The organism is Ideonella sp. FW305-24, assembly GCF_058788035.1.
Window position 1 is genome coordinate 471,808 of sequence record NZ_JBYTAI010000004.1, and the last position, 24,727, is coordinate 496,534.

Below are 24,727 nucleotides of genomic sequence, written 5' to 3' on the forward strand. Positions count from 1 at the left end.
GAAGCCGCATGGTATCGAAAACGATACCCGGCCCTGTTTCAGGCAGGGTTGCCCGGTCGTGCCAGCCAGGGTCATGCGTGGGCCGCAGTCCGCGAGGGCGCGAAAAGCAGTGGCACTGCGCAGGCGCTGGCGCAGGCCCACAGCAAGGCCCACGGCGCGCCGATGGGGGCGGCCAGCAGTGCGAAGACCGTGCCGAAAGCCGCCTTGCCAAACAGGCCGCCGACATAGCCGTGCAGGAAGCGCGCCGCTGCGGCCGGGCCGCTGGCCGAGTGTTCGACCACCGCGACCGCCCCGCTGATCAGCGGTAGCGAGGCCATCAGCCCGGCGGCAAAACTGCCGATCAGCGGGCCCAGCGTGGTCGTCAATGCGGTGATGCCGCCCACCGCAGTTGCAGCGCAGGCCCGGCTGCAGCGTGAGCCCCGCTGTGCGCCCTTGTGCGCGCCATGCCGCCGGATCGTGTACCAGGCCACTGCGCAACAGCCCAACGCCAGCACCAGCGCGTCTGCCAGCTGCGCGCTGGCAGCGAAGACCGGCCAGGCCAACGCTGCCGCGGCGGCCAGTCCGCCCACCAGCGCCCGCCCCGCGCCGCCACGCTGCGCGAGCAGCGCATACACCATGGCGAACACCGCCAGCATGGCGCAAGCGGCCACGCTGGCCACTGCCGCCTGGGTCGCGAACACCACGCCTTGCTCATGCGCCAGCCAGGCCAGCGTCGGTGCGGTGATGGTCGGCAGCGCTGCTGCAACGCCCGCCAGCCGGTGCCCACCATGCCGCACCGCGCCCATCACCAGCCACACCACGGCAGCCGTCAGCACCGCCTTGCAAATCCCGTCCATTCCTGCTCCCCTGTGGACCGGGTCCGATGGACCTGGTCATGGAGGAGAACGAGATTGGGGTGCGGAAAGCGACACGCCGCGCCGGCGGCGTTGTCAGATGCGCTTCTTCCGCAAGAAGTCGCCATGACCATTCACCCGAAACCGAGGCAGTTGTGTGTGGTCGAATGCCTGGCGATTGCCGGACTTGCTCAGGATTCCGGGGAGAGCAAATAGAACTTGGCGTTGCTGCCCTGGACCAGGATCTGGCCTGCCTTGTTGATGGCCTTGGCCGCCTCAATGTGGGCGTCATGTGGAAGCGTGGCGAGCGTGTCCAGATCCACGAAGTCGCTGCAGTCGCCAGAGCACCGGAAGGCGCCTTTGTTGCCGGTTATGGGGTCTGTAAAGTTGCCAACGATGGTGCTTGCAATGTTGATCCCCGTTGCTTCTGCATCGAGGGCCCCTGGCACCTGCAATTCCGTAAACAGCTGTGTCCCCTTCCCAATGAAGGGTCGCGTTTGACCGCTGGAAGCAGCCACATAGCTGCCAACAACCTCGGACTTCTTGTTTACAGCCATCGCCTTGCTGCTCGCTGCCCAGATCGGCTGAATCGAGTAGGCAGTTGAATATGGCGGAGGGGCTACGAAAGCTTGATGGGCGTACCAATCGGTTCCGACTACCACGCCATGGTCGCTGATCGCAGACGGTACGCCGATCGAAGCGATTTCAGTGATGGCCATGGTGGCCGCGTCGAGCAAGAACACCGTGCCCCGGGATTGGGCCGAACCTCGGGAGCCGACTACCAGCCCGGTGTTGTTGACGGCATAGAGCGTCGCCATGTTGTCGTGGAGCACAGATGTCAAGTCGGTAACGAACGACCCATTCACATCGGTAAGGTAGGCGTGGCTGTAGGCATAGCCGCCCACTGCGACCAAGCCGTTGTCATTGATATACACGCCGAACACTTCTCCGTAGGGCCCTGGTTCTTGAAGGGGTTTCAAGCCCTTTCCGGCCGATTTCGTGACGAAGCCGTCGTATGAGCCTGCCGTCGTGTTGATTCCGCCACCCCCTACGCGGCCCTTCGAATCCAGAGAGGTAACGAAGCAGTTGCTGAGCTCCGATGGTTGGCTGATGTGTTGGACGGAGTAGTGAGTCTGTGCAACTGCATTCAGGCCAAGGCACATCGTGGCGATTGCGAGGCTGCGGCGGACGGTGGGTGTCATCTGGGGTGGGTAACGTTGATTTCAGCGTAGTGTCGCCGATGCCATCCACGGGGAAATGGCCGCATCCGCAAGCGAGATGACGGACGGTTGCCTTGAATCCAGTGATGGAGAAGCCGTGTTGAGCATGCGGCCGGCGTGTAACCGCCGTGCAATCAGTGACTGGGCGTCAGCAAATACCCGTGTCCATCGGAGCCCGAGGCCAGGATCTGGCCGCCGGCATTGATGCTCAGCGCCTGCGTCAGCAGCACACCGGCCGGCAGCGTCGCCAGGCTGTTGAGATCAGTCAGGTCGCTGCAATCGCCGTTGCAGACGAATGCCCGCAGTTCGTTGGTTTCGGCAGGCTCGAAGCTGCCGACGATGCGGCCTTCATCGGTTTGTGCCAAGGCTACAACCAAGGGCAAGTTTTTCGGGCTCTTGAGTTGCTGCATGGCCTTGCCGGGGCGGATCACGAAGGACTGCGTTCCGTCTGTCGTGCCCATGAAGCCGAGTACCGAGCCTTTCTGGGAAACGGCCGTGACCTGATAGCCGAGGCCGCTAGGCACGTCATAAGCCACGAAGGCGTAGCCTGGCGGCTTGGCAATGAATACATGGATCTTGTCGGTCTCCGAGCAGATGAAGGTGCCTGCGATCACCCCTTTGTCGTTGATCGCCTGGGCATTGCTTGCATCCACCGGACAGTCGCCGAGCAGCGTTGTCTTGTCGGTTGCGCTGTCGTAGACAAAGCCGCGGATGTAGTTCGGCGTGGTTTCCAGGTAGCCGGCCACTTGGCCATGGTTGTTGACGGCCCAGGCGCCGCTTTTCATGCCGTCATCGCTGCCGATGTTGGTGCTGATGTCGCGCATCGCGGAGCCCTGCTCGCCAGTCACGAAGGCATGCTGCACATTGGCGGCCGAGCTCAGCGTGCCGGCGACCATGCCATGGTTGTTGATGCTGTACAGGCGCGCGCCGCTTCCTTCAGGCGCAGGCAGGGGCCGCGATTTGTTGCCGTTCGGGCCTGTGATGAACGGGAGATAAGCGCCATCCGGTCCCACGGGCGCCGTGCCTGTGATCCAGCCCTTGTCGTTCATGGCTGCCGCCTTGAATGAGCCATTGATCGGCCCGACGTCCTTGACGCTGTAGCTTGGCGTGGCGAACGCGGTCGATTGCGCGAGGCAGGCCAGCAGGCTGGCGGCAAGGATGCGAAGAGACGGGTTTGGATGCATGAAGCTGGTTTGCAGTGGGTGGAGGGTGGGTACTGCTTTCGAGAAAGGGGTGGCCTGGCGAGACTCAGTTCGCAGGCGTGAGCAGGTAACCATGCCCATCCGACCCGCTGGCCAGGATCTGGCCGGCTTGGTTGACGCTGCGGGCGTCAGTCAGCTTGACGCCTTCGGGCAGCGTGGCCAGGCTGTTCAGGTCGGTGAGGTCGCTGCAGTCGCCGCTGCAGACGAAGGCGCGGGCGGCGTTGTCGTGGCCGTCCAGAGAATGGCCGACGATGGTGCCGGCTTCGTTGCGGGACCAGGCGACGACGGTGGTGAAGTTGCTGGGCGTGGCGAGTTCCTGCATGCCCATGCCGGGGCGGACCAGGAAGGAGCGGGTGCGGGACTTGTGGTCGGAGACATAGCCCAGCACCACGCCCTGCGGGTCGATGCCGGTGACCTGGTAGCCGAAGCGGTCGTCCAGCGCGTAGGGCACGAAGACGTAGTCCGGCGGGGAGGCGACGAACACGCGCACCGAAGGGTCGGGCTGGCAGGCGAAGGTGCCGGCCACCACGCCCTGGTCGTTGATGACCCTGGCGGTGCTGGCGTCTGACAGGCATTGGCCCAGCGGGCGCATGGCTTGGCTGGCACTGTCGTACAGGAAGGCGCGCACGTTCGGCGAGTCAGGCGAGGTTTCGGCGTAACCGACCACCTGGCCCAGGTTGTTGACGGCCAGGGCCTCGCTCTTGTTGCCGCCCAGCGCACCCAGATCCTGGATGCCCATGCCTTGTGCGCCCGTCATGAAGGCATGCATGCCGCCTTGGCCCATGTTGCTTCGCCCGACCACGACGCCGTGATTGTTCAGCGCGTTGGGCTGGTTGGCCTTGCCGTCAAGCCGTGGCAATGGGCGCATCTTGTTGGCGTTCGGGCCGGTGAGGAAGCCCTGCATCGCCTGGTTCTGACCCTTGGGCGAACGGCCGGTGACCCAGGCCTTGTCATTGAGCTGGACCGGCGTGACCGGGTAGGCGCCCAGCGTGCCGATGTCCTTGGCGGCGTAGGCCGTGTTGGTCGCGAGGCTGGGTGCGAGACTGGTTTGGGCTGAAGCGGAACCGACGCCGATGGACAGCAGCAGGGCGGACAGGAGCAGGCGTTGGGACATGGCAGCCTCGTTCTTTGAATATGAGGATCGCGATTCTGAAGGCCTCGATCTGCCGTGAGCCCGGTTCCCCCTAGTGTGTTGATACACCTTGATACACGGTCCCCTCCTAGTGGGGAGAAGGCGCATCGCCGGGCACTGCTAGAGTCCCTGCGCCCGTGCGAGGCGGCTGTCGCCGATGGGTTGTTGCAGGAGAAACGATGTTGCTTTCGCGTGGTGGCCTGCTGGCCGCAGGACTGGTCTTGGGCTTGGCCGGTTGCGGCAAACAAGGGGTTGAGCTGGGCCAGGGCGGCTCGGTGGTGAGCGGCGGTGGCGGGCCGAATGGCGCGACCAATGCGGCCAAGGCCTTGCTGAAGTGCGACGCGCCGGTGGCCGTTGTTTCGCTGGTCGAGAACCAGGGTGGCTACACCGGCATTGGCCACGGTGGGCTGCCGGAATCGCCGCTGCCGCTGGTGCGGGTCATCATGCAGCAGAGCGGCTGCTTCCGCATCGTGGACCGCAATGCCGGGCTGAAGTCCACCGTGCAGGAGCAGGAGCTGAAGGACGCTGGCGTGCTGCGCGCCGACGGCAATGTCAAGAAGGGCCGCGGCATCATGGCGCAATACAGCATCGTGCCCAGCCTGACCTTCTCCGAGCAGGACGCCGGCCGCCAGCTCGGCGGCGTGATGGCGGCCATCCCGGTGCTGAACAAGTTCGCTGGCGCGGCCGAGCAGGTGAAGACCAAGGAAGCTCAGGTCGTGCTGCTGCTGACCGACAACGAGACCACCGAGCAGCTGTCGTCGGCCACCGGCGCCGCGCGCACCACCGACCTGGGCGTTGGCGGCCTGGCCTTTGGCGGCGGTGGTGGCCTGGGCGGCATGGGCTGGAGCAATACCAACGAAGGCAAGGTCATTGCCGCGGCCTTCCTGGACGCGCACAACAACCTGGTGCAGCAGGTGCGCGCGCTGGCACCCAAGGAATTGCCTGAGAAGGTGAAGACGCGCTGAGGAAGTGCGCGAAACGCAATCCGCCCCGGGGCGCTGGTCAGGCGTCCTGCTGCAGCACTTCCTGCAAATGGCCGAGGAAGCCGCGGCAGGCGCTGGGGAGGGTGCGGCCGGCCAGGGTCTGGACCTCGAAGTGGCGCTCGTTCATCTCGCGGTCGCGTAATGCGATGGCCACCACGCTGCCGGCTTTCAGGCGCGAGCGCACTGCAAGTTCGCCGCTGAGCGCAATGCCGCCGCCGGCCTCTGCGAAGGCCAGCGCCGGGTCCAGCCGGTTGACCAGCAGCGCGGCGTCGGCCGTCAGGCCCTGCCGGCCGCAACTGATGTCGAACAGCTGCCGCAGCGTGGAAGCAGGAGAGGGCAGGGTCAGCGGATAACCGACGATCTGCGCCAGCGAGAGCTGCCGGCGGCTGGCCAGCGGATGGTCGGGCGCCATCACCGCAAGGATGGGCGCAGCGTGGCGGCGCTCGACCTGGATGTCCCGCTCGGAGCTGGTGCCGAAGGTCAGGCCGATGTCTATGTCGCCATGCCGCAGCAGTGGCGGGATCTGGGCCTGGTCGCAGACTTCCAGCACAAAGCGGATGCCTTGGTATTCACGCTGGAAGTCGGCGATCAGCTGGGGCAGGAATTCCGAGGCGAAGCCTTCGGTGCTGGCCACGCGCACGATGCCCGAGCGCAAGCCGCGCAGGGACTCGATGTCGGTCACGACGCGCTCAATGTCCTGCCAGACGCGCCGGGCATGCACGGCCAGCAACTCGCCCGCCGAATTCAGCTTCATGCCGCGCGCGCGGCGCTCGAACAGCAGCGTGTCCAGCGCGTGTTCGAGCCGGGCAATGCTGCGGCTCACCGCCGAAGGGGCCACGTGAAGCCGCTCGGCTGCGGCCGTCACGGAGCCGGTCTGGGTGACTTCCAGGAAGTGGCGCAGGGCGGTTTCCTGCAGGGCGCGGTGGTCGATCTTGCGTGACATGGCGAGGAGCACCGTTGCGGGCACATCTTCAAAACGGGATGGAGGTTTGCTGATTTTGCAACGGTGGATTCAGAAACAGCGGGTTGATGCACAGGCGTGCTGCTCCCTACGATGCGCCGCCGTTTCAGGATGTAGTTCCAGGAGTGTCTGAATGTTCCGTCGTCAACTGAACCACCTGGCGCTGGCCGCCTTGGCCAGCGCTGCGCTGTCCTTGCCTGCCTTTGCCGCCGAGGGATTCCCGTCCAAGCCCATCACGCTGGTCGTGCCCTTCACGGCCGGTGGTGCCACGGACACGGTGGGCCGCATCCTGGCCAAGGCGCTGGCCGAGCAACTCAAGCAGACCGTGGTGGTCGAGAACAAGCCGGGCGCCGGCACCGAAGTGGGCGCCGCGGCGGTGGCCCGCTCGCCGGCAGACGGCTACACCTTGCTGATCTCGTCGAACAGCACTTTCACCATCAACCCGGCGATCAAACCGCAGCTGCAGTATTCGCCGGACAAGAGCTTCGAGGCGGTCGGCATTGTCGGCAGCATGCCGCTGGTGCTGATGGCCAAGCCCAGCTTCCCAGCCAGCAACGTGAAGGAACTGATCACGCAGGCCAAGTCCAAGCCGGGCCATTTCACCTATGCCTCCTTCGGCGCCGGCACCACGGCCCACCTCGCAGGCGAGATGTTGAAGGTGATGGCCGGGATTGACCTGCTGCACATCCCCTACAAGGGCAGCGGCCCGGCCATGGCCGACCTGCTGGGTGGCCAGGTGGACCTCAGCGTGGACACGCTGGTGGCGGCCTTGCCCATGCAGCGTTCGGGCAAGGTCAAGGTGCTGGCCACCACGGGCTTTCGACGCTCCACCGAGTTGCCGGAGGTGCCCACGGTGGCGGAAGCCGGTTTCCCGCAGTACGAGATGGTGTCGTGGATGGCCGTGGTGGCGCCGCGCGGATTGCCCGCACTGACCCGCAACACCTTGAACGTGGCACTGGCGGTCGTGCTGACATCCCCATCCGTCAAGGGTGCGCTCGAGCAGGCTGGCCTGGAAGTGTCCTACCAGGGCGCCAGCGCCTATGACGCGCGCCTGGCCAAGGAACTGCCTTTGCTGCATGCGTACGTGAGCAAGGCGCGCATCACGCTGGAGTGAGGCTGGCGGCACCGGGCCGCAAGTCGGACGCCATGCGCAGGTCTGCCAGCCAGCCCTCGAACGCGGCGGCCTGTTGTTGGGCAGGCATGCGCAGCAAGGCGGCAGGGTGCAGCGTGACCAACACCCGCAGGCCGTCAGCACGGGTGAACCACTGGCCGCGCGCTTCGATCACCTTCACGCCGGGGCCCAGCAGCGCGCGGGTGGCGGTGGCGCCAAGGGCGATGGCGGCTTGCGGTTTCAGCAAGGCGATCTCGGCTTCCAGCCAGTGCAGGCAGGCCTGGGCCTCGCTGAGCGCCGCCGTCTTGTGCAGGCGGCGTTTGCCGCGCAGCTCGAACTTGAAGTGCTTGACGGCGTTGGTGAGGTAGAGCTCGTCGCGCTGCCAGTGCAGCGCTTCGAAAGCCCGGTCCAGCAACTGGCCGGCGGGGCCGACAAAGGGGCGGCCTTGCAGGTCTTCCTGCTCGCCGGGTTGCTCGCCGACGATCATCAGCCGTGCCTCGCGCGAGCCTTCGCCAGGCACGGCCTGGGTGGCGCAGGCGCCGATGGGGCAGGCGCGGCAGCGTTCGGGGCCATGGCGCACGAGGTCCCAGTCGATGGAGGTGCCGGCGGCAATGCCTTCGTGCAGCCAGGTGTGCGGGGAGATCACGAGTGCCGAAGAGGCGGCCGGGCGACGGTGCGCGGGCACCGTGCCGCCTTGATCGACCATGCGGCCGCTGCGCGCCTCGGCCTGGGCCACCAGCGGCTGGATCAGCGCCGCCTCGGGCAGGTTGTGCCAGTACCGGCGCGGCATCTCCTTTTGCATCATCTTCAGCTTCAGCCGCGCGGGGTTGAAGATGTGTTCGTAGTACGTGAGCCAGAGCTGTTCGCCGGCGTCGGCCGCGGGGGCATCTTCCCGCTGCGCGCCGGGGCCGAACGCGAGGGCGTGGCCGTCCCAGCGCACGCAGCGCGAAGGCGTCAGGATGGCCCAACGCATCTGCGCGAAGCGGCGCGCAAAAAACGGCGCGGTGGCTTCTACGATGTGGTGCTCGGGCTCGAACCAGGCGACATGCCAGCGACTGTCGCCTTGGGCTGAAGGCGCGCGGTCGTCCAGTGGCCGGAAGCGCACGAAGGCCGTCATCTTGTGCTGCTCGCGTGTGACCGCGCGGGCCATCTGCTCGGCGCGCAGGCGGTCAGCGTCCAGCGGGTCGCTGCGCAGGCCGGGTTCGCGCTGCAGGCGCCACAGCAGCCGGTAGAGCAGCGCGAAGCGGGCGTTGTCGGCATGCAGGGCCACGCTCTCGCAGAGGGGGATGAAAAAGGCCGGCACCGCGAGCGGTGCGGCGTTTTTTCCAGCCGGGTTCACCGCGAATGGCTCACTCGGTTCAGCCAGGGCAAACAGGTCAGCTGAGGCCGCGGTCGCGACCTGCCAGCGCACGCTGTCCGGCGGCACGGCTTGCTGGCACAGGCGCCTTGCCGCGGCACGAAAACCTGCCAGGTCGGCCTCGTGCGCGAGCTGCATGGTGTGATGAAGCGGCATGGCGTTCAGACGACTGCTTCAGCGTCGAACAACGAAGCCTGTTGCGGTGCCGGCCGCAGCCGTGCCACGAGGTCCTGCGCCTCCAGCTGCGCGCCGGGATGATGGTCCGGCAGCACGACAAACGGCATCACGTTCTTCAACGGCACGCGCAGCCGGCGCAGGTCATCGGCACGGACCAGCCGGCTGCGCCTGGCGGCCAGCAGTTTTTCGACCGTCTTCACCCCCAGGCCGGGCACGCGCAGCAGCATCTCCCTGGGGGCGCGATTCAGGTCGACCGGGAAGCGCTCTCGGTGCGCCAGCGCCCAGGCCAGCTTGGGGTCCACATCCAGCGCCAGCATGCCCTGGCCTGCGGGCACGATCTCGTCGTGCGCAAAGCCGTAGAAGCGCATCAGCCAGTCGGCCTGGTAGAGCCGGTGTTCGCGTACCAGCGGCGGCGCCTGCGAGGGCAGGGCGAGCGATGCGTCGGGGATCGGGCTGAAGGCCGAGTAGTACACGCGGCGCAGCCGGTAGGCACCGTAGAGCGTGGCGCTGGTGACCAGGATGGCGCGGTCATCGGTCGCGTCCGCGCCGACGATCATCTGCGTGCTCTGGCCGGCCGGCGCGAAGACCGGCGGTTCCGCGCGTTTGGGCCTCAGTCCGGCCAGCGAGACGACGGCTGGCGGCGGCGCGGCGGCCTCCCTGGCGTCGTCGATGTGCACGCGCAGCCTGGCCATCGAGCGGCGAATGGCCTGGCCGTCCTTCTCCGGCGCCAGCTGGGCCAGGCTTTCGCTGGTGGGCAGCTCGATGTTGATGCTCAGCCGGTCGGCGTAGCGGCCGGCCAGCGCCAGCAGCCCGGGGCTGGCATCCGGAATGGTCTTCAGGTGGATGTAGCCGCGAAAGTCGTGCTCCTCGCGCAGCACCCTGGCCACTTCGACCACCTCGGCCATCGTGTGGTCCGCGCTGCGCACGATGCCGGAGCTGAGGAACAGGCCTTCGATGCAGTTGCGCCGGTAGAAGTCCAGCGTCAGCTGCACCACCTCGTCCACCGTGAAGCGGGCGCGTGGCACGTTGCTGGTCACGCGGTTGACGCAGTACAGGCAGTCGTAGAGGCAGTAGTTGGTCAGCAGCACCTTCAGCAGCGAGATGCAGCGGCCGTCCGGCGCATAGCTGTGGCAGATGCCGGCGCCTTCGGTCGAGCCGATGCCGCGGCCGCCGAGCGAGTCGCGCGGCTTGCTGCCGCTGGAGGCGCAGGAGGCGTCGTACTTGGCGGCGTCGGCCAGGATGGCGAGTTTGCGTTGCAGGTCCACGGAGCTGTTGGGTGTTTGGATGCTGGATGAATATACAGTTATTGACGGCGGCAGCCTTCCATTCCCCTCCGTGACGCAGGGGCCGGTCTGAACCATGCCTGCCCGGCGGATCACGGCAGACCAGCGGCAGCCAAGCGCGGCCGGATGGCGGATGCGCTGCCGGCGTGCTGCCAGACAATCGTCCGGCGAACGACCACCTTCCTGACCCGACCCATGGCTCAACTGCTTTACAGCGCCAAGACGGCCGATGGCCGCGACCGGCAAGGCTTTGTCGAAGCCGACAGTGCACGCGCGGCGCGTGATCAGCTGCGTGCCCAGGGGCTGCGGCAGGTCGTGCTGCACCAGGAGGTGGCGATCAGCCAGGACGAGGCCAGCCTGCAGGGCCTGAGCGCGGCCGACAAGGCAGAACTCGCAAAGCTGCACCTGCACTTCCGCGAGCGGCCCGGCCTGCTGCCCTTGCTGCAGATCGTGGTCCGCAAGAACCGCGTCTGGCTGGTGGTGGACGCCCTGCTGCTGGCGGGCGGCATCTTGGCCCGCAGCCCGGCGTTGATGCTGATCGCCGTGGCCTTGCTGGCGCTGCCGTTCGCCCCGGCCTTGTGGCGCTACCGCCATGCCGACCGTTACCAGCAGCTGCTGAAGGCCCATGCACTCGGCCGCTGGCCTGAGATGGTGGGCCTGGCGGGCCGGCTGCGCAGCGCCGTTGATTTGGCCGAGAACCTTGACTTCGACCTGGACGTGCGGATCGCGTCGGTGCGTGCCCGCCAGGGCGACCTGCCCGGCGCGCTGGAGGACCTGGCCGACTGGCAGCCTCGGCTGGTCATCCACCCCGGGCTGTATGAGACCCGGCTGGCAGCTGTGTACGCCGCCGGTGGCGACCGTGCGGGGTTTGTGCAGGCCATGGGCCAGGCGCAGGCCTTGTCCGGCGACGAGCCAGCCCGCGTGCTGGACCATGCGCTGGCCCAGGCCCGCTTTGGCGACCTGGCGCGTGCAGAGGCCTTGATGGCCGGCCTGGACCTCTCGCTGCTGCCGCCGATGGCAGAAGGTTTTGTCGCCTGGACCCAGGGGCTGATCGCGATGCGCCGCGGCAGGCCCGGTGCATTGGCACTGCTCAGCCGGGCCGTGGCGGCCTTCCTGCAGCGTGGCGACTCGCCTGCCGTGTGGACCGCGCTGGCCTTTTGCAGCTGCGACCAGGCCATGGCCCTGCACGCCGCCGGCCAGAAGGCCCAAGCCAAGGCAACGCTGAAAAACGTCATGCCGGTGCTGCGCGCCCATGCCGACGCGCCACTGCTGGCCGTGCTCCGGCGCGACTTCATGGCGGGCGAGTCCGGCAGGTAGCCTGCTCGCTGCGCCAAGTCCGCGCCCGAACGGCGCGGGTTTGTCGAAACCGTTGAATCCGATGTGAAGGGGTGGAAGGGCCGGGTGGCGGCCGCGCCGAAGGTGACAGTTTGTGTCAGGTACGCGATCTGCTGATGACGGGCAAACGGCGCTTGCCGCCCCTGTTTGGTCAGCTCTTTTGCGCCCACCTCACGATCCATGGCTTCTTCGATGTTTCGCCCCAAGATGTCCGACGCTCGCGCTCAACAAGGATTTGTCGAGGCGGTCAGTGATCGCCATGCCAGTGATTGGGTGGACATCGACGGGCCGGCAGAGATCGTCTTCGGCCAGGATCTTCCGGTGGACCCGGCACCTGTTGCGGCAAAAGCCGGTGCAGCGGGGCTGGACCCTGCAATAAAGGCCGACCTGGTGCGCCTGGGCTTGCGCTGGCGCGAGCGGCTTGGCCTGGTGCCGGTGCTGCAGGCTGCCGCCAGGCGCAGCTGGCCTGTGTGGGTGCCGGTGGCCGGGCTGGCGGCCTATGGGGTCTGGAGCGACCGCCCCTGGCTGACGGCGCTTGCACTTGGGCTTGCAACGCTGCCGTTTGCGCAGGCCGCCTGGCGCCACCGCCGCGCGGACCGCTACCAGCAATTGCTCAAGGCCGACGCGCTGGGCCGCTGGTCCGAGATGGTGGGCCTGGCCGGACAGTTGCGCGCCAGTGGCCGCTTCACCAGCCAGCTGGACTTTGACCTGGAAGTGCGCCTGGCCACCTTGCGTGCGCGCCAGGGCGACCTGGACGGCGCGCTGGAAGACCTGGCCCCGTGGCGCAGCCAGCAAACCGAGCGCGCGGGCTCGTACGAGGCGCGGGTGGCGGGGGTGCATGCCGCCGCTGGCAACCGCACGGGCTTCGTGCGCCTGATGGGCAAGGCCCAGGCGGCTTCGGGTGACGAGGCCTCGCGGGTGCTGGACCACGCGCTGGCACAGGCCCGCTTTGGCGAGCTGGCCGAGGCCGAGGCCTTGATGGCGCGCGTGGACGCCGCACCGGTGCTGCCGCCGCAGAGCGAAGGCAAGGTGCTGTGGACACAAGGGCTGATCGCGATGCGCCGTGGCAGCGCCGACGCCATCCACGTGCTGAACCAGGCCCTGGCCGAGTTCCTGCGCCAGAGCGAGCAGCCAGCCGTGTGGACTGCGCTGGCGCTGTGTGCCTGCGACCAGGCCATCGCGCTCAATGCCGCCGGGGACCGCAACAGCGCCCGCAGCATCCTCAAGCGGGTGGCGCCGGTGCTGCGTGCCCAGGCGGACCGGCCGTTGATGGCCCTGCTCAAGCGCGACAAACTGCTGAGCCGCCGCGAAGGCTGAAACCGCCAGCGGGCGGCTGCCTTCACGACGGCAGGAAGTCCAGCGGGTAGTTGACGCTCATCGGCTCCACGTCCTTGGCGCCGAAGTCGAACTGGCGGATGCGGGCCAGCAGCTTGGCTTCCAGCTCCGGCGCCTTCAGCTCGGTGGAGACGATGCGCAGGCCTTCGACCTGGCCGCTCGGCGCGATCTTCAGCTCCAGCACCACCTTGCCCTGCAGCGAAGGGTCTTCGCGCAGCGCCCGGTTGTAGATCGCGTAGATCGCCCCCTTGTTGCGCTCGAACACCAGGCGCACGTCTTCCAGCGACCGCGCCGCCTTGCCGCCGCCACCGCGCTGCACCGTGCCGCCCTGGCCGTTGCCGGACCCGGTGCCCACGCCGCTGCCGGTGCCACCCCCGCTGCCGCCCTTGCCGCCCACACCGGCGCCACCCCCGCCACCGCCGCCCGCCACACCCGCAACCAGCGTGGTCGAACGGCCGGCCAGGCCGCCGCCGCCACTGTCGCGGCTCAGGCTGCCGGTGTTGATGCCGCCGCTGCCCTGGCCGGCATTGGCGGTGATCATCGCCCGGGTCGGCAGGCCGGGCTCGGTGCCGGCGCCCACGCCGGGGCCGGTGCCACTGCCCACGCCCGCGCCAGGCTTGATGTTCTGGTTCAGCTGCACGGCAGTCGGCGCACCATGCATCTCGGCCAGCGTGTCCTTCATCGCCAGCAGGCCCACGCCGGTGGCCTTGCGGCGCGCCGCGTCAATGGCCTCGCCCGGCGGCTTGTCCGGCACCGGGTTGCGGGCCTCGGCAATGATGGGCTTGCCGCCATCATGCTGGCTGGCGACCTGCGGCTTCGGGGGGGCCTTCGGCGGCACCACTGGTTCCACGGGCTTCACCTCGGCCTTGGCGACCGGCGCTTCGACCTTGGGTTTGACCGCCGGCAAGACCAGCGGCACCGGCTTTTCCAGGATCAGCTTGGCCATGGGCGCCGGCAGCGGCGCAGGCGTGGGCTCGCGCAGGATCTCCGGCGGCGGCAGCACCTGGGCCAGCAGCAGCACCAGCGCGACGATGGCCAGCACCGTGGCCTGGGTGCGCCGGTAGCGGCTCAGGTCATCCGGCGCATGGTCCCAAGCCAGGACGCCTGAACGGAAAGACAGGACCGCGCTCATGACGCACTCCCCACTTTCTGCCGCACCGCAAACGACACGTTGGTGAAGTTCGCGCTGGCGCAGGTGGTCATCACCTTGCGCAGCAGTTGGTAGGGGATGGCCTTGTCGCCCAGGATGGTGATGGCCTGGGACTGGGCCAGCTTCACCGGGTCGTCTGTCTGCACCGGCTTGTGATTGGCCTGCTGTTCGACCAGCTCGGCATGCAGCGGGGCGATCAGGTCCTCGTTGGACGCCATCACCTCGGACACCGAGGCGACGACCTTGCTGCCGACGATGATCTCGCTGGCGCTGACCAGCACCATCAGCGTCTCTCGCGGCGAGGTCTCGGCCGCCGATTCGGGCAGCATCACAGCCTTGTGGCTCGGCAGGATGTCGATCTCGGTCGAGTTGGACAGCAGGAAGAAGATCAGGATGGTGAAGACGTCGATCAGCGAGACCAGGTTCATGTCCAACCCGGTCTGGTTGCGTGCCTTGCGGGCGGCGCGTTTTTGCAGCGGCGTGAGTTTCATGCGGTCCTCACTTGCCTTTTTGCGCGGTGGCTGGCGCAGGCGCTGCGGCGCCGGCTGACTTCACCGGCGCATCGCCAATGGCCAGTGCCGGGAACAGCTCGGTGCTGACCGTGCGGCCGGGGTGGGCCGGGTCTGGCGTGGGCGTGGCACGCATCGCGTCCATGGCCTGTACCAGCGTCTCGTAAGGCGTGTTGGCCTGGGCCAGCACGCTGGCGGCCTTTTCGTCCGGGAAGCGCTGCTTGATGACCAGCATCTCGGCGTTCAGCGCCTTGAAGTCGTAGGCACCGTCTGCCGTGTTCGGGATGTGCAGGATCAGGCCGCCCACGCGGTCGCCCACGTCCAGCGCGTCCGGGCGGATCACCACCTCGAGTTGCAGCTTGTCGACCTGCAACTGCATCACGCCGGCAGCCGGCGCGGGCAGCGACAGGTCCATCACCGCCAGCTTGGTGAAGACGGCGGTGGACAGCAGGAAGGGCACCAGCACCACGATCAGGTTGATGAACGCGGTGACTTCCAGGTGCGCCGTTTCCTTGCGGAGTCGGCGCACCCTCATGCCGGCCGACCTGCGCTGTCAGCGGTGGCGGGGCGGTTGGCGCTGCCTTCGGGCGCCAGGCGCTGCACGACATTCAGGAAGCTGATCTTGGCGGCTTCCAGGCCGTCGACGATTTCGGCGGTGCGGGCCTGCAGGAAGGCGTGGATCAGCAGGAAGGGAATGGCCACCATCAGCGCGACGGCGGTGTTGTTCATCGCGATGGAAATCGAGGCGGACAGCAGCTCGGCCTTCTCGGCCGGATTCACTTGCGCCACGGCGGTGAAGGCCTTGATCAGGCCCATGATGGTACCGAGCAGGCCGACCAGCGTGATGACGTTGGCGAAGGTGGCGATGTAGTGGGTGCGCTTTTCCAGGCGCGGCACGATTTCCATCATGCCTTCTTCCATCGCGGCGTCGATGTCGTCGCGCTTGCGCGAGCTTTGCATGCGGGCCAGGCCGTTGTGCACCAGCTTGCCGATGGCCGCGTCGCTCTTGGCGGCCAGGCTGTTGACTTCCTTCCACTGGCCGCCCTGCAGCAGCGGCTGCACCTTCTCCCACAGCTTGCGGTTCTCGCTGCGCGCGCGGCGCAGGAAGATGAAACGTTCGATCGCGATCGACACGCCCAGCGCCATGATCAGCAGGCTGGGGTAGATGAACAGGCCGCAGTCCTGGATGAACTTGATGGCGATACTGATGGCATTCATCGGGAGGCTCCGGGTACAGGCAAAGTCGGGAAGAAAAGAGGAATCTGAATCGGGTCGGCTCGGTGCGGCGTCACTTGGTGGCGTCTGGTTTTGCAGCTGCCTTGGCGTCCGGCGCGTTGGCGCCGTAGGCCACCTCGCGGCGGAACACGTCGCGGTCCAGCGGCGCCAGCGCTTCGTCCAGCACGCTGCCGGGCGGCTTGCCGGACAGCGAGGTCGGCACCGGGCGCTTCCACGGCACGATGTAGAGCACCTTGGGCAACTCGCGGTTGCCGATGATCTGGGTCGTCTCCAGGTCGGCGTGGTCGGTGTTGCCACTGTCGGCCGGCGCGGCGGCTGAAGCAGATGCAGCGGGCGCGGCAGCGGGTTTCGCGGACCTGGTTTGGGACCACGCCGGCATGGCGCACGCGGCGGCCAGGCTCAACAAGGTGAGGCAGCGGGCAGGGTGCATCAGGTGGCCTCCTTCTTTGCGGCGCCAGGCGCCGGCTTGCGGTTCTTCAGCTCGGTGACCCACTTGGCCACCGCCGGGTCGCCGGCGGGGGTCAGCGCCAGGTAACGCTGGTACTGGGCGAGGGCGCCGGCGGCATCGTCCAGGTACAGGTCCAGCAGCACGCCCAGGTTCAGCGCGGCGTTGGCATGGTTGGCATCCAACGCCAGGGCTTTTTCGTAGGCGGCGCGCGCGTCGGCAAAGCGGCCCATCAGCCGCAGCGTGAGGCCGCGCTGCGCGTGCAGGGTCGCGCTGTCGGGCTTGGCGGTCAAGGCAGCATCCCCACTGGCGAGTGCCTCGGCCAGTTGGCCGGCCTCGCGCTGCCGTGCGGCCTCGGCTGCCTGGGGCGGCAGTGCGCTGAGATCGTCGTTGCTGCGTTCTGCCTTGCCGTAGCGGGCCGGGCGCAGCGTGCGCAGCGCGGCAAAGCTGCGCTTGACGCTGTCGTCGTACAAGCCTTGCGTGCTGCGCTGGACGTTGAGTGTGTGCAACTCGGCGGCCTTTTCCTCGAACGGGAAGGCCTGCTCCTCCAGCAGCACGTCGTACTGTTCGCGCTCGGTCTTCGAGAGCTTCTTGGGCCGCTCGGAGCTGAGCATGGCCTGGCCGAAGTCCTGGTAGAGCATGGCGGTCTGGTAGGTCGCGGCAGTCACGGTGTCGGCCACCCCGTCTTCGGTCGCCAGGGCATAAGCCTTGAGCGCTTCGTCGAACCGGCTCTTCTTCAGCTTCAGCGCGGCCTGCAGCGGCTCGACCAGTGCGACTTGCCGGTAGCGCGCCGCCACCGGCTCGGCCAGTGCCAGCGCCGCTTGCGCGGCCAGCGCGCGGGTGCGTGGCGTGCGCGCGCTGCCGCCGGCGCGGTCGGCCTGCAGGATCTCCTGCTGCCAGGCCAGTGCGCGCGTCGGGTTGCCGGCGTTCAGCTTGACCAGGTGCGCGCGGGCTTCGATGGCCGCGTCCAGCGGCGCGGGGTACTGGCGCACATAACGCTCCCAGGCTGCAGCGGCCTGCGGCGTGGCATTGGCCTTCTCGTACAGCTCGGCGGCCTGCCAGCGCGCGGCGCGGGCCAGCTCGGCGTCCGGCGTGGCGGCGGCCACGCGCTCGGTCTCGGCGGCTGCTTCGGCCCAGCGGCCCAGCTCGGTGTAGGCCAGCGCCAGCTTGGGCGGCAAGTCCTTCTGCAGCGCATGGTTCGGGTAGCGCTGGCGGAAGTCTTCCAGCAGGCGCACGGCACCTGCCCAGTCCTTTTGCGCCAGGCGCGCGGCGGCAGCGTCGTACTGCGCATTCACGCGCACGCTGGACGACGGCGCGGCTTCGGCCACGCGCTCGAAGTGGTTGGCGGCCTCGGCGCTGCGGCCGGCGGCGCGGGCCTGGTCGCCTTGCTGGTAGATCGCGGCAGCCAGGCGTTCGGCCAGGCCGCTGCGTTCTGCGGCATTGGCGGCAGTGAGCGCCAGGCTGTCGCGGTAGGCCTTCTCGGAAGTGGCGTAGTCCTTGGCGTCGAACGCTGTCTGGCCGAGCACGGTGAAGGCGACGCGGCGCTGTGCGGCGGGTGCGGCGGGTTGCAGCGCGAGCAACTGGCGGGCGGCGTCGGCAGCGGCGGGGGCGTCGCCCAGGCGCAGCAGCGTGTCGGCGGCGTTCGCCAGCACGGCCGGCGTGCGCGAGTCGGCCGGGTAGCGCTTGGCAAAACGCAGGCCGCTGGCGACGGTATCGCGCTGCAGCGTGGTGCGTTGCTCGTCGCCCGCAAGCTTGGCCTGCTCGGCGTGGGCCAGCAGGCCGGCATAGCCGGCATCCGCATTGCCGGCTGGCGAGGCAGCGGGCGCCGAGGCAGCGGCGGCGGGCGCAGGCGCTGCGGCATAGGCCACGCGCTCGTATTCGGTCGCAGCTTCGGCGAAGCGCTTGTTCTCGAACAGCAGCTCGGCGAGCAGGAAGCGGTTGCGCGCGGCTTCGGCGTCGTCCGGGAAGGCGGCCAGCAGCGCGCGGTACCACTGCACGGCTTCGGTGACGGCGGCGGTGTGCTGCGCCGCCAGCTCGGCGTCGGTCGGGCCGCGGTTGGCGGCGGTGACGGGGGCTGGCTTGGCCTGGGCCAGCGCATGGTAGTGAGCGGCCAGCGCGGCCAGGTGGGTCTTGACCAGCGGCTGGGCCTGCTTCCACGCGATGGGGTTGGCCTTCTCGAAGGCGCCGCCCGGGCCGTACAGGCCGACAAAGGCCTTCTTCTCGGCCAGGGCCTGCTGCGCGAAGCCGGCTTTTTCGTAGATCTCGATCACCCGGGCCTGCAGCACCGGTGCCTGGCCGTGCTGCGGGTGCAGGCGGGCGAAGGCGAGGTAGGTGTCGGCGGCGTCCTTGGGGCGCTCCTGCTTCAGGTACAGCGCGGCCAGTTGCTGGTACAGCCGCACCTCGTAGCTGCGGCGTGCGTCGCTTTGAATCAGCGCCGGGATGCTCTCAGCGCCCTGCAGGTTCTGCAGCGCCAGGCTGGTGACGCGGAAGCTGTCTTCGACCAGTTCGCGGTCGGCGCGGGTCAGGTCGGGCAGTTTTTCCAGCGGCACGTCGTCGGGCTTGCCGGCGAGGCTGCCGTCCAGCACGCCGAGGAAGGAGGCCAGGGCCTGGTCCAGCCGGCCCTGCTTGAACTGGGCCCAGCCCTGCATGTAGAGCGCGCGCTCGCGGTACGGGTTGTCCTTGGCACCGGCCAGCACCGTGGCATAGGCGGTCTCGGCGGCCGGGTACTGGCGCGCGGTGAACAACTGCTCGCCGCGGCGGAACTCGGCCTCGTCGCGGTAGCGGGTCTGCGGGTACTGGGCGACCAGCCGGTCCAGCACCTTTTGCGCGGATTCGAGGTCGCCTGCCTGCTCATGCGCGCGGGCCAGCTGGTACAGCACCTTGTCGTTGCCGGGGTCCTGTGGGTAGGCGCGCAGGTAGTCCTGGTAGCGGGTGATGGCGGCCTTGTATTCCTGGGTCGCTTCGGGGCCGCTGGCGGCGGCCGCGGCGCGGTCGCTGCGGTCCATTTCCAGGTCGCCCAGGCGGCGCAGCGCTTCGGCGCGCTGCTTGGGCGTGGGGCCGGCGGCCAGCAGCGCGGTGTAGGCGGCGATCGCCTGCGACTCGCTGCTCTTCATCGGCTGGCCACCCACCGGCACATCCACCGTGCGGCCGGCCAGCGCCTTCAGCGTGGGTTCGTTGTCGGGCGAGCTGGGCTTGGTGCCGCAGGCACTCAGCAGCACGGCGAGCGCGGCCAAAACGGCGGCCCCCAGGGGCGTGCGCAGGAGTTTCATGGCGTCAGGGCTTGGCATTGGCACCTTCGGGCTTGGCAGGGCCGTCGCCGGTGCCGGGGGTGCGTTCCAGTGCCTGGTCGTGCAGTTGGGCAAGCGCAAAGCGGGCCTGGGTGGTGTAGCCGGCCAGGCGTTCCTTCTGCTGCTGCAGCGAGGCAATCGCCATGGTCTGCAAGGCCTGCTGCTGCACGCCGCTGAGGGCCGCGACCTGCGGCGCGAGTTGTTCGACGCGGCGGGCCATCACCTCCAGCCGCTGGCCCAGCGAGTCCAGGCGCTGGCGTTCGCTGCCTTCGGCTTGCAGCAGTTCCTCCAGCCGGCGGCCGGCGGTGTCCAGTTCCTTGCCCAGCTGCTGCAGGCCTTTGCGGGCCTGCCAGGCGCGCTCGGGGTAGGCCTCGGCCAGCTCCCAGCTCAGCACGCCCGAGAGCAGGCGCAGGCGCTCGCGCTGGGCTGCCGTGTCGGGCGCATCCGGTGCGGCGGCAAGACGATCCAGCGTGTCACGGGCGGTGCCGGCGCGGCCCAGCAGGCTGCGCTGTCGAGCGTCGGCGAAGGCCAGGCCGTCGCCATCGGTGGTGGCCTGGGCCAGCTCTGAGCCGAGCTGGTCGCGCATTTGCTTGCGCGGGGCGAGGTCAATGCCACCGGTCTGCGCGTGCAGCACCGGCAGGCGTTTGTCGAAGAACTCGCGGCGGTGCTCCAGCATCGCACGGTAGCTGGCCAGCTTGCTGTGCCAGTCGGCCAGGTTGGCCTGCAGGAAGCGCAGGTCGCGGTGGTTCTTGAAGGCTTCCTGGAAATCGTTCTGCGCCATCACCAGGCGCAGGTGGCCGGCGGCCGGCATCTGCGGCAGGCGAGAGATCTGGCGCAGTGCGCCCATCTCCTCGCCGGGGTTCAGCGTCAGCAGCGCGTCCAGCCAGCCGGGATTGCGCAGTGCGGTGATCGACTCGTCGAGCTGCTGGTCGGACTGGGCATACTGGCCCAAGGTCTGCTCGTATTGCGCGGCCGCCGGCGCGATGGCGCCGAGTTCGGTCAGTGCGTACGGCATGGCCAGGCGGGCTTCCAGCACCGCGGCGTCGTCGCTGTCGCGCTTGGCGAGTTCGGTCCAGGGCACCAGCGCCAGCTTGGGCTGCTTGAGCGACAGCGCGGCCCAGCCGAAGCCCAGCAGCGCCTTGTTCGAGGCCGGGCCGTTCAGGCGCACGCGCTCCAGCCATTTGCGGGCGTTTTCCGGTTCCTCGGCCTGCAGTGCGCTGTAGCCCAGCGCGACGTTGGCCTGGTCGCGCAGTGCGCGCATTTCCTCGTTGCCGGCGGCTTGCTGGCCGAGTTCGTCGAGGATCTTCACGCCGGTGTCGCGCTGGCCGCTGCGGATCAGCGCCACGCCCAGGTTGAAGCGGGCATAGCGGGTGGCGCGGTCGGTCTCGTCGTCGGCGTACTGCTGGCCGAACCAGCCCAGTGTCCAGACAGACGCCCAGCCGGACGCCCGGGCGGCAGGCTTGCGTTCGGCCAGGCCACGCAGCGCGTCGGCGGCGGGGCCGTACTGGCCCAGCGCCATCTGCACCTGGGCCTGCAGCAGCGCGTGGTCGTCTGCCAGCTGCGGCGGCAGCGGGCCGTCGATGCGGGCCAGTGCATCGGCCGCCGGCTGGACCAGGCCGCGCTGGTAGCGGATCTTGGCCAGGAAGTACCAGGCGCGGCGACGCGTGGCCGGATCGGTGCCGCGCTCGACCAGCCGCTCGAAGACCTGGGCGGCCTGGCGGTGCAGGCCGTAGGACAGCAGCAGCCCGCCGCGCAGCACTTCGGCCTCGTCGTCATGCGGGGCGACGCGGTGCAGCGTCTGCGAGACCATCAGGCCGGTGACGGCGGTGAAGTACTGGTCCTGGAAAAAGTAGAACAGTGCGTCGCCATAGTGCGGGGCCTGCACGGTGACGGTGGGCGATGGCGCTTCGGCGGCCAGCGAGCCGCACGGCAGCATGCCGCCCAGCGACGCGCTGCAGGCCGCGGCCGCCGCCCAGCGGCGCAGCAAGAGAGATTTCACGACCGCCGTCACTGCCAGACTTTGACGTCGAACACCGGCTGCAGCGTGCGCGCCGAGTCCTTGATCTGCAGCTCGACGTACTTGGGCTCGCTGCCCTTCTCGAACTTCAGCGTGGTGCCGCGCCTGTAGTCGCGTTCGTGCGGGCCCTTGCCGACGAAGATGGCCACCAGCGTGTGCTCGCCGCTGCGCAGGTTGCCCAGATAGAGGCGTTGCACGCCACCGCGCCGCAGCGCCACCAACTCGCGCTCGGTGTAGAGGTGGTTGCCGACTTCCTTGCCGTCCAGCAGCACCTGCACCGAGTCCAGCAGGAACAGGTCGCCGACGTCGCTGGAGACGAACACGGCCACCTGCGTGCTGGCCGGGAACAACAGCTCTTCTTCCAGCAGCAGCAGGTCGCGGTTGAGCTGGATCACGTCGGACTTCAGGCTTTCGACGCGCGCGTCCAGCGCCACCGGGTCGGACGGGGCGGATGCGGCGGTCGCGGGCACAGCGGCAGCAGCAGGGTCCACAGCAGGAGCAGAAGCCGCCGCCTCGGGCGCGGTGGCTTGCGACCAGCTGGTGAGCGGTGCGGCCAGGGCCAGCAGGCAGCCGGCGGCAGCCAATGCCTTGCGCAGCGCTTGGGGGAAGGTCATGGGCATCATCAGAAGCTCGCGGTCATGTAGAGCTGCACCACATGGCCGGTGAAGGCGTAGGGTTTGCCGGTGCGGATGTCGGTGAAGTCCTGGTAGTCGAAGCGCACGATTTCCCAGGAGCCGTGCAGCTTGACGTCGTACTTGCCTGGCACGTTGGCCGCGTTCCAGCTCAGGTGCGCACCCAGCGACATGCTGTTGAAGGTGCCGAGCTGGCGGTTGCGGCTGAAGTAGGTGGTTTCGGTGGGCGCGTTGTCGCTGTAGAACAAGGCCTTGGTCTGGTGGTTGTAGCGGCCGAAGCCGTCGACCAGGAAAGCATCGCCCAGGTAGCGGGTGTAGCCAGCCTCCAGTGTGTTGGCGCGGATCGCCCAGTTGTCCCAGAAGTACCTGTATTCGGCATGCAAGGCGCTGCGGGCACCGGCCTCGCCCACGTCGCCAATCACGCGGAACTTGACCGCCCGGCTGGAGCGGGTGCGCGGGTTGTTCTCGTGGATGAAGGAGCCGAAGACACGCGCCAGCCGGTAGGGGCTGCCGAGGTAGCCGTCATCGGCAATGGCTTCGAGGTTGGCGCTGGCGACCCAGCGCGGGCTGAGGATCAGGCTGCCGCCGACGCGGTACTGCCAGTGGCTGGCGCTGTCGGAGAAGCTCGGGTTGTCGTGCATGCCGACCTGGTCCTGCCCGCGCGTGAAGCCCAGCGAGATGGTGCTCAGGCCGCTGAGGATCTCCTGCGACACGTCGACCGAGAAGCTGTTGGCGACGTAGTCCGGCTCCTGGCTGTGCGAGCCGCCGAGCGTGATCAGGCTGTCGCGCGTGGCATAGGCCAGACTCAGGGAGAGCTCGTTGCGCATCTCGTGGTAAGCGCTGGCGGTGGTGACCACGTCGATCGAGGCGTTGCTCACCAGGTCCACGTAGTAGGTGCCGCTGAGCGAGACGGTGTCGGCAATGTTCTTGCGGATCAGCAAGGCGGGGCCGACGGCTTTGACGCCGCCACCGTCGTAGATGTGCACCATCGCTTCAGCGGTGTCGGCCGGCAGGTCCACAGCGCGCGCGGCGCCGTGGCCCAGCAGCGCAGCCAGGCCGGCGCCCAGGGAGCCGAGCGCGGCACCGATGCGGCGAAGCATCTCAGTTGCAGCCACAGCCACCTCCCTGCACGCCGGTGGCGCCGCGGCCGCCTTCGCGGACGGTGTAGACATGGTCGCGGTGCTTTTCGGCCAGGCTGTCGCGCGAGAACTGCATGATCGGGTCGGCCAGGCGCTCGCGCTCATAGGGCTGGACCCAGGGCTGCGGCGTGCTGCAGCCGGCGAGCAGCGTGGCGGCCAGCAGGGCCAGGGCGGGCAGGGTGCGCAGGAGGTTCGTCATCGCGTCACTCCTTCAGCAGCGTGCGGATCTGCTGGTCGTAGGTCTGCTCGACACCGGCGCGGTAGCCGCGGTGCAGGAAGCGCACCTTGCCGTCACGGTCGATCAGCACGGTGGACGGCATCGAGGTCAGCTCGTAGAGCTTGCTGACCTGCTTGGCGCTGTCCAGCAGCACCGGGAACTTCACGCCCAGCTTTTGCGCCAGCGCCGCGGCCGCGGCCGGGTCCTCGTCCACGTTGACCCCCAGCAGCTGGAAGCCGGCGCCCTGGTAGCGCTCGTAGAGCTTGCCCAATTGAGGCATCTCTTCCCGGCAGGGCCCGCACCAGGTGGCCCAGAAGTTCAGCATCACGACCTGGCCACGCTGCTCCTGCAGGCGCAGGTTGCGGCCCTCGGCGGTGCGCAGCGTGAAATCGGGCGCCGGGGCATTGGGCGTGGGCGTGGCCTGGGCCAAGCCTGCGAGCAGCAGCAGGCACAGGGCAGCGGGGCGCAGCAGGGTAGACAGGAGGTTCATGACAACGGCAGGGAACGCAGGCAGGACGGTCAGAAGAAGAACGACGCGCCGGTCGTTAGTTCGAGGTTGTGGGTGCTGTCGCGCTTGCCCAGCAGGTCCAGCGTGAAGATGTGGTCGCGCATGTCCACGCGCAGCGCGAACCAGTTGGCCAGGAAGACCTTCACGCCGAGGCCGAAGTTGAAGGTCTGCTCGCGCTGGTCGACGAACCTGGTGCGGCCCAGGCCGCCGATCAGGTAGACCTGCGAGATCCTCGCGGTGCTGCTGCCGAGGAAGATCTCGCCAGGCAGCATGTTCCAGCCGACCGACAGGTCGTAGTAGCTGAGCTTCTCTGTGTCGCTGGTGAAGATGCCGCCGGGCAGCACGCGGCGAAAGGCCTCGTCGGTGACATTGGTCTGGCCGTAGGCAGCCTCGGCGAAAAAGTCCTCGGTGATGTGGTAGCCCACACGTGCACCACCGGCGAAGCTGGCGCCGAAGTTCTGCGTGCCGTAGATCCCACCGAACAGGCCGACCTCGAAGTCGTTGGACGGGAAGCGCGCGGGGCGCAGCTCACTGCGCTGGACCTGCGGCACCACGGCTTGCTGGTCGCCGGAGGTCGTGGTGTCGACGGCCAGCGCGGGCAGGGACAGCAGCAGCGCGCTGGCGGCCAGGAGCGTGCGGGAGGAAAAGTGGGCCATGG

At 68.4% G+C, this 24,727-nt stretch carries 23 protein-coding genes; 4 read left to right on the forward strand and 19 right to left on the reverse strand.

Translation table 11 applies throughout. The features are described from left to right. Positions 1–71: 71 nt before the first annotated feature. From AC3WR5_RS14075 to AC3WR5_RS14090, 4 genes are all read right to left on the reverse strand, one after another. Positions 72–836 (reverse strand): hypothetical protein, encoded by a 765-nt coding sequence (locus AC3WR5_RS14075; RefSeq protein WP_492485309.1) that lies wholly within the window; start codon positions 834–836, stop codon positions 72–74. 188 nt (positions 837–1,024) lie between these two features. Then, the gene (locus AC3WR5_RS14080; RefSeq protein ID WP_492485311.1) at positions 1,025–2,035 is read right to left on the reverse strand and encodes a hypothetical protein; all 1,011 of its coding nucleotides are present in this window, start codon (positions 2,033–2,035) and stop codon (positions 1,025–1,027) included. A gap of 152 nt (positions 2,036–2,187) precedes the next feature. Next, positions 2,188–3,336, reverse strand: coding sequence for a hypothetical protein (locus tag AC3WR5_RS14085; protein ID WP_492485313.1), 1,149 nt, complete (start codon positions 3,334–3,336; stop codon positions 2,188–2,190). After that, positions 3,302–4,369 (reverse strand): hypothetical protein, encoded by a 1,068-nt coding sequence (locus AC3WR5_RS14090; RefSeq protein ID WP_492485315.1) that lies wholly within the window; start codon positions 4,367–4,369, stop codon positions 3,302–3,304. The genes AC3WR5_RS14085 and AC3WR5_RS14090 overlap by 35 nt, the downstream gene beginning before the upstream one ends. Positions 4,370–4,566: 197 nt before the next feature. Between AC3WR5_RS14090 and AC3WR5_RS14095 the strand changes: the two genes are divergently transcribed. After that, on the forward strand, positions 4,567–5,352 hold the full coding sequence (locus AC3WR5_RS14095) for a curli production assembly/transport component CsgG (RefSeq protein WP_492485316.1): 786 nt from the start codon (positions 4,567–4,569) through the stop codon (positions 5,350–5,352). Positions 5,353–5,389: 37 nt separating this feature from the next. Here the strand turns inward: AC3WR5_RS14095 and AC3WR5_RS14100 are convergent, their stop codons facing one another. Continuing rightward, positions 5,390–6,313, reverse strand: coding sequence for a LysR family transcriptional regulator (locus tag AC3WR5_RS14100; protein WP_492485318.1), 924 nt, complete (start codon positions 6,311–6,313; stop codon positions 5,390–5,392). Positions 6,314–6,464: 151 nt separating this feature from the next. Between AC3WR5_RS14100 and AC3WR5_RS14105 the strand changes: the two genes are divergently transcribed. Next, on the forward strand, positions 6,465–7,445 hold the full coding sequence (locus AC3WR5_RS14105; protein ID WP_492485320.1) for a Bug family tripartite tricarboxylate transporter substrate binding protein: 981 nt from the start codon (positions 6,465–6,467) through the stop codon (positions 7,443–7,445). Here AC3WR5_RS14105 and AC3WR5_RS14110 read toward each other — a convergent pair. Further along, on the reverse strand, positions 7,432–8,937 hold the full coding sequence (locus AC3WR5_RS14110; RefSeq protein WP_492485322.1) for a UdgX family uracil-DNA binding protein: 1,506 nt from the start codon (positions 8,935–8,937) through the stop codon (positions 7,432–7,434). The two genes, AC3WR5_RS14105 and AC3WR5_RS14110, sit on opposite strands and share 14 nt — an antisense overlap. Positions 8,938–8,960: 23 nt before the next feature. Next, on the reverse strand, positions 8,961–10,241 hold the full coding sequence (locus AC3WR5_RS14115; protein WP_492485324.1) for a putative DNA modification/repair radical SAM protein: 1,281 nt from the start codon (positions 10,239–10,241) through the stop codon (positions 8,961–8,963). 213 nt (positions 10,242–10,454) lie between these two features. On the opposite strand from AC3WR5_RS14115, the gene AC3WR5_RS14120 reads away from it, so the two are divergent. Both AC3WR5_RS14120 and AC3WR5_RS14125 read left to right on the forward strand, forming a co-directional pair. Next, on the forward strand, positions 10,455–11,576 hold the full coding sequence (locus AC3WR5_RS14120; protein ID WP_492485326.1) for a hypothetical protein: 1,122 nt from the start codon (positions 10,455–10,457) through the stop codon (positions 11,574–11,576). A gap of 225 nt (positions 11,577–11,801) precedes the next feature. Beyond that, the gene (locus AC3WR5_RS14125; protein WP_492485328.1) at positions 11,802–12,911 is read left to right on the forward strand and encodes a hypothetical protein; all 1,110 of its coding nucleotides are present in this window, start codon (positions 11,802–11,804) and stop codon (positions 12,909–12,911) included. Between the two features lie 22 nt (positions 12,912–12,933). Here AC3WR5_RS14125 and AC3WR5_RS14130 read toward each other — a convergent pair whose 3' ends face one another. From AC3WR5_RS14130 to AC3WR5_RS14185, 12 genes are all read right to left on the reverse strand, one after another. Continuing rightward, on the reverse strand, positions 12,934–14,061 hold the full coding sequence (locus AC3WR5_RS14130; protein WP_492485330.1) for an AgmX/PglI C-terminal domain-containing protein: 1,128 nt from the start codon (positions 14,059–14,061) through the stop codon (positions 12,934–12,936). After that, a complete protein-coding gene (locus AC3WR5_RS14135; protein ID WP_492485332.1) occupies positions 14,058–14,570 on the reverse strand; it encodes an ExbD/TolR family protein in 513 nt (170 codons plus the stop codon). Before AC3WR5_RS14135 ends, AC3WR5_RS14130 begins: the two co-directional genes overlap by 4 nt. 7 nt (positions 14,571–14,577) lie before the next feature. Further along, entirely contained in the window at positions 14,578–15,123 is a 546-nt protein-coding gene (locus AC3WR5_RS14140) for an ExbD/TolR family protein (protein ID WP_141290261.1), read from the reverse strand. Then, positions 15,120–15,806 carry a MotA/TolQ/ExbB proton channel family protein gene (locus tag AC3WR5_RS14145; protein ID WP_492485334.1) on the reverse strand — a complete coding sequence of 229 codons (687 nt, stop codon included), beginning with the start codon at positions 15,804–15,806 and terminating at the stop codon, positions 15,120–15,122. The genes AC3WR5_RS14140 and AC3WR5_RS14145 overlap by 4 nt, the downstream gene beginning before the upstream one ends. A gap of 70 nt (positions 15,807–15,876) precedes the next feature. After that, the gene (locus AC3WR5_RS14150; protein WP_231011091.1) at positions 15,877–16,254 is read right to left on the reverse strand and encodes a hypothetical protein; all 378 of its coding nucleotides are present in this window, start codon (positions 16,252–16,254) and stop codon (positions 15,877–15,879) included. Next, the gene (locus AC3WR5_RS14155) at positions 16,254–19,538 is read right to left on the reverse strand and encodes a tetratricopeptide repeat protein (RefSeq protein WP_492485336.1); all 3,285 of its coding nucleotides are present in this window, start codon (positions 19,536–19,538) and stop codon (positions 16,254–16,256) included. Before AC3WR5_RS14155 ends, AC3WR5_RS14150 begins: the two co-directional genes overlap by 1 nt. 4 nt (positions 19,539–19,542) lie before the next feature. Next, positions 19,543–21,555, reverse strand: coding sequence for a tetratricopeptide repeat protein (locus AC3WR5_RS14160; protein ID WP_492485338.1), 2,013 nt, complete (start codon positions 21,553–21,555; stop codon positions 19,543–19,545). Between the two features lie 8 nt (positions 21,556–21,563). After that, the gene (locus AC3WR5_RS14165) at positions 21,564–22,187 is read right to left on the reverse strand and encodes an AraC family transcriptional regulator (RefSeq protein ID WP_231011094.1); all 624 of its coding nucleotides are present in this window, start codon (positions 22,185–22,187) and stop codon (positions 21,564–21,566) included. A gap of 8 nt (positions 22,188–22,195) precedes the next feature. Further along, a complete protein-coding gene (locus tag AC3WR5_RS14170; protein ID WP_492485339.1) occupies positions 22,196–23,305 on the reverse strand; it encodes a DUF3570 domain-containing protein in 1,110 nt (369 codons plus the stop codon). Position 23,306: 1 nt separating this feature from the next. Beyond that, entirely contained in the window at positions 23,307–23,543 is a 237-nt protein-coding gene (locus AC3WR5_RS14175; RefSeq protein WP_231011096.1) for a DUF4266 domain-containing protein, read from the reverse strand. A gap of 4 nt (positions 23,544–23,547) precedes the next feature. Next, positions 23,548–24,051 (reverse strand): TlpA family protein disulfide reductase, encoded by a 504-nt coding sequence (locus AC3WR5_RS14180; protein ID WP_492485341.1) that lies wholly within the window; start codon positions 24,049–24,051, stop codon positions 23,548–23,550. A 29-nt stretch (positions 24,052–24,080) separates the two neighbouring features. Beyond that, a complete protein-coding gene (locus tag AC3WR5_RS14185) occupies positions 24,081–24,725 on the reverse strand; it encodes an outer membrane beta-barrel domain-containing protein (protein WP_492485343.1) in 645 nt (214 codons plus the stop codon). Positions 24,726–24,727 lie beyond the last annotated feature (2 nt).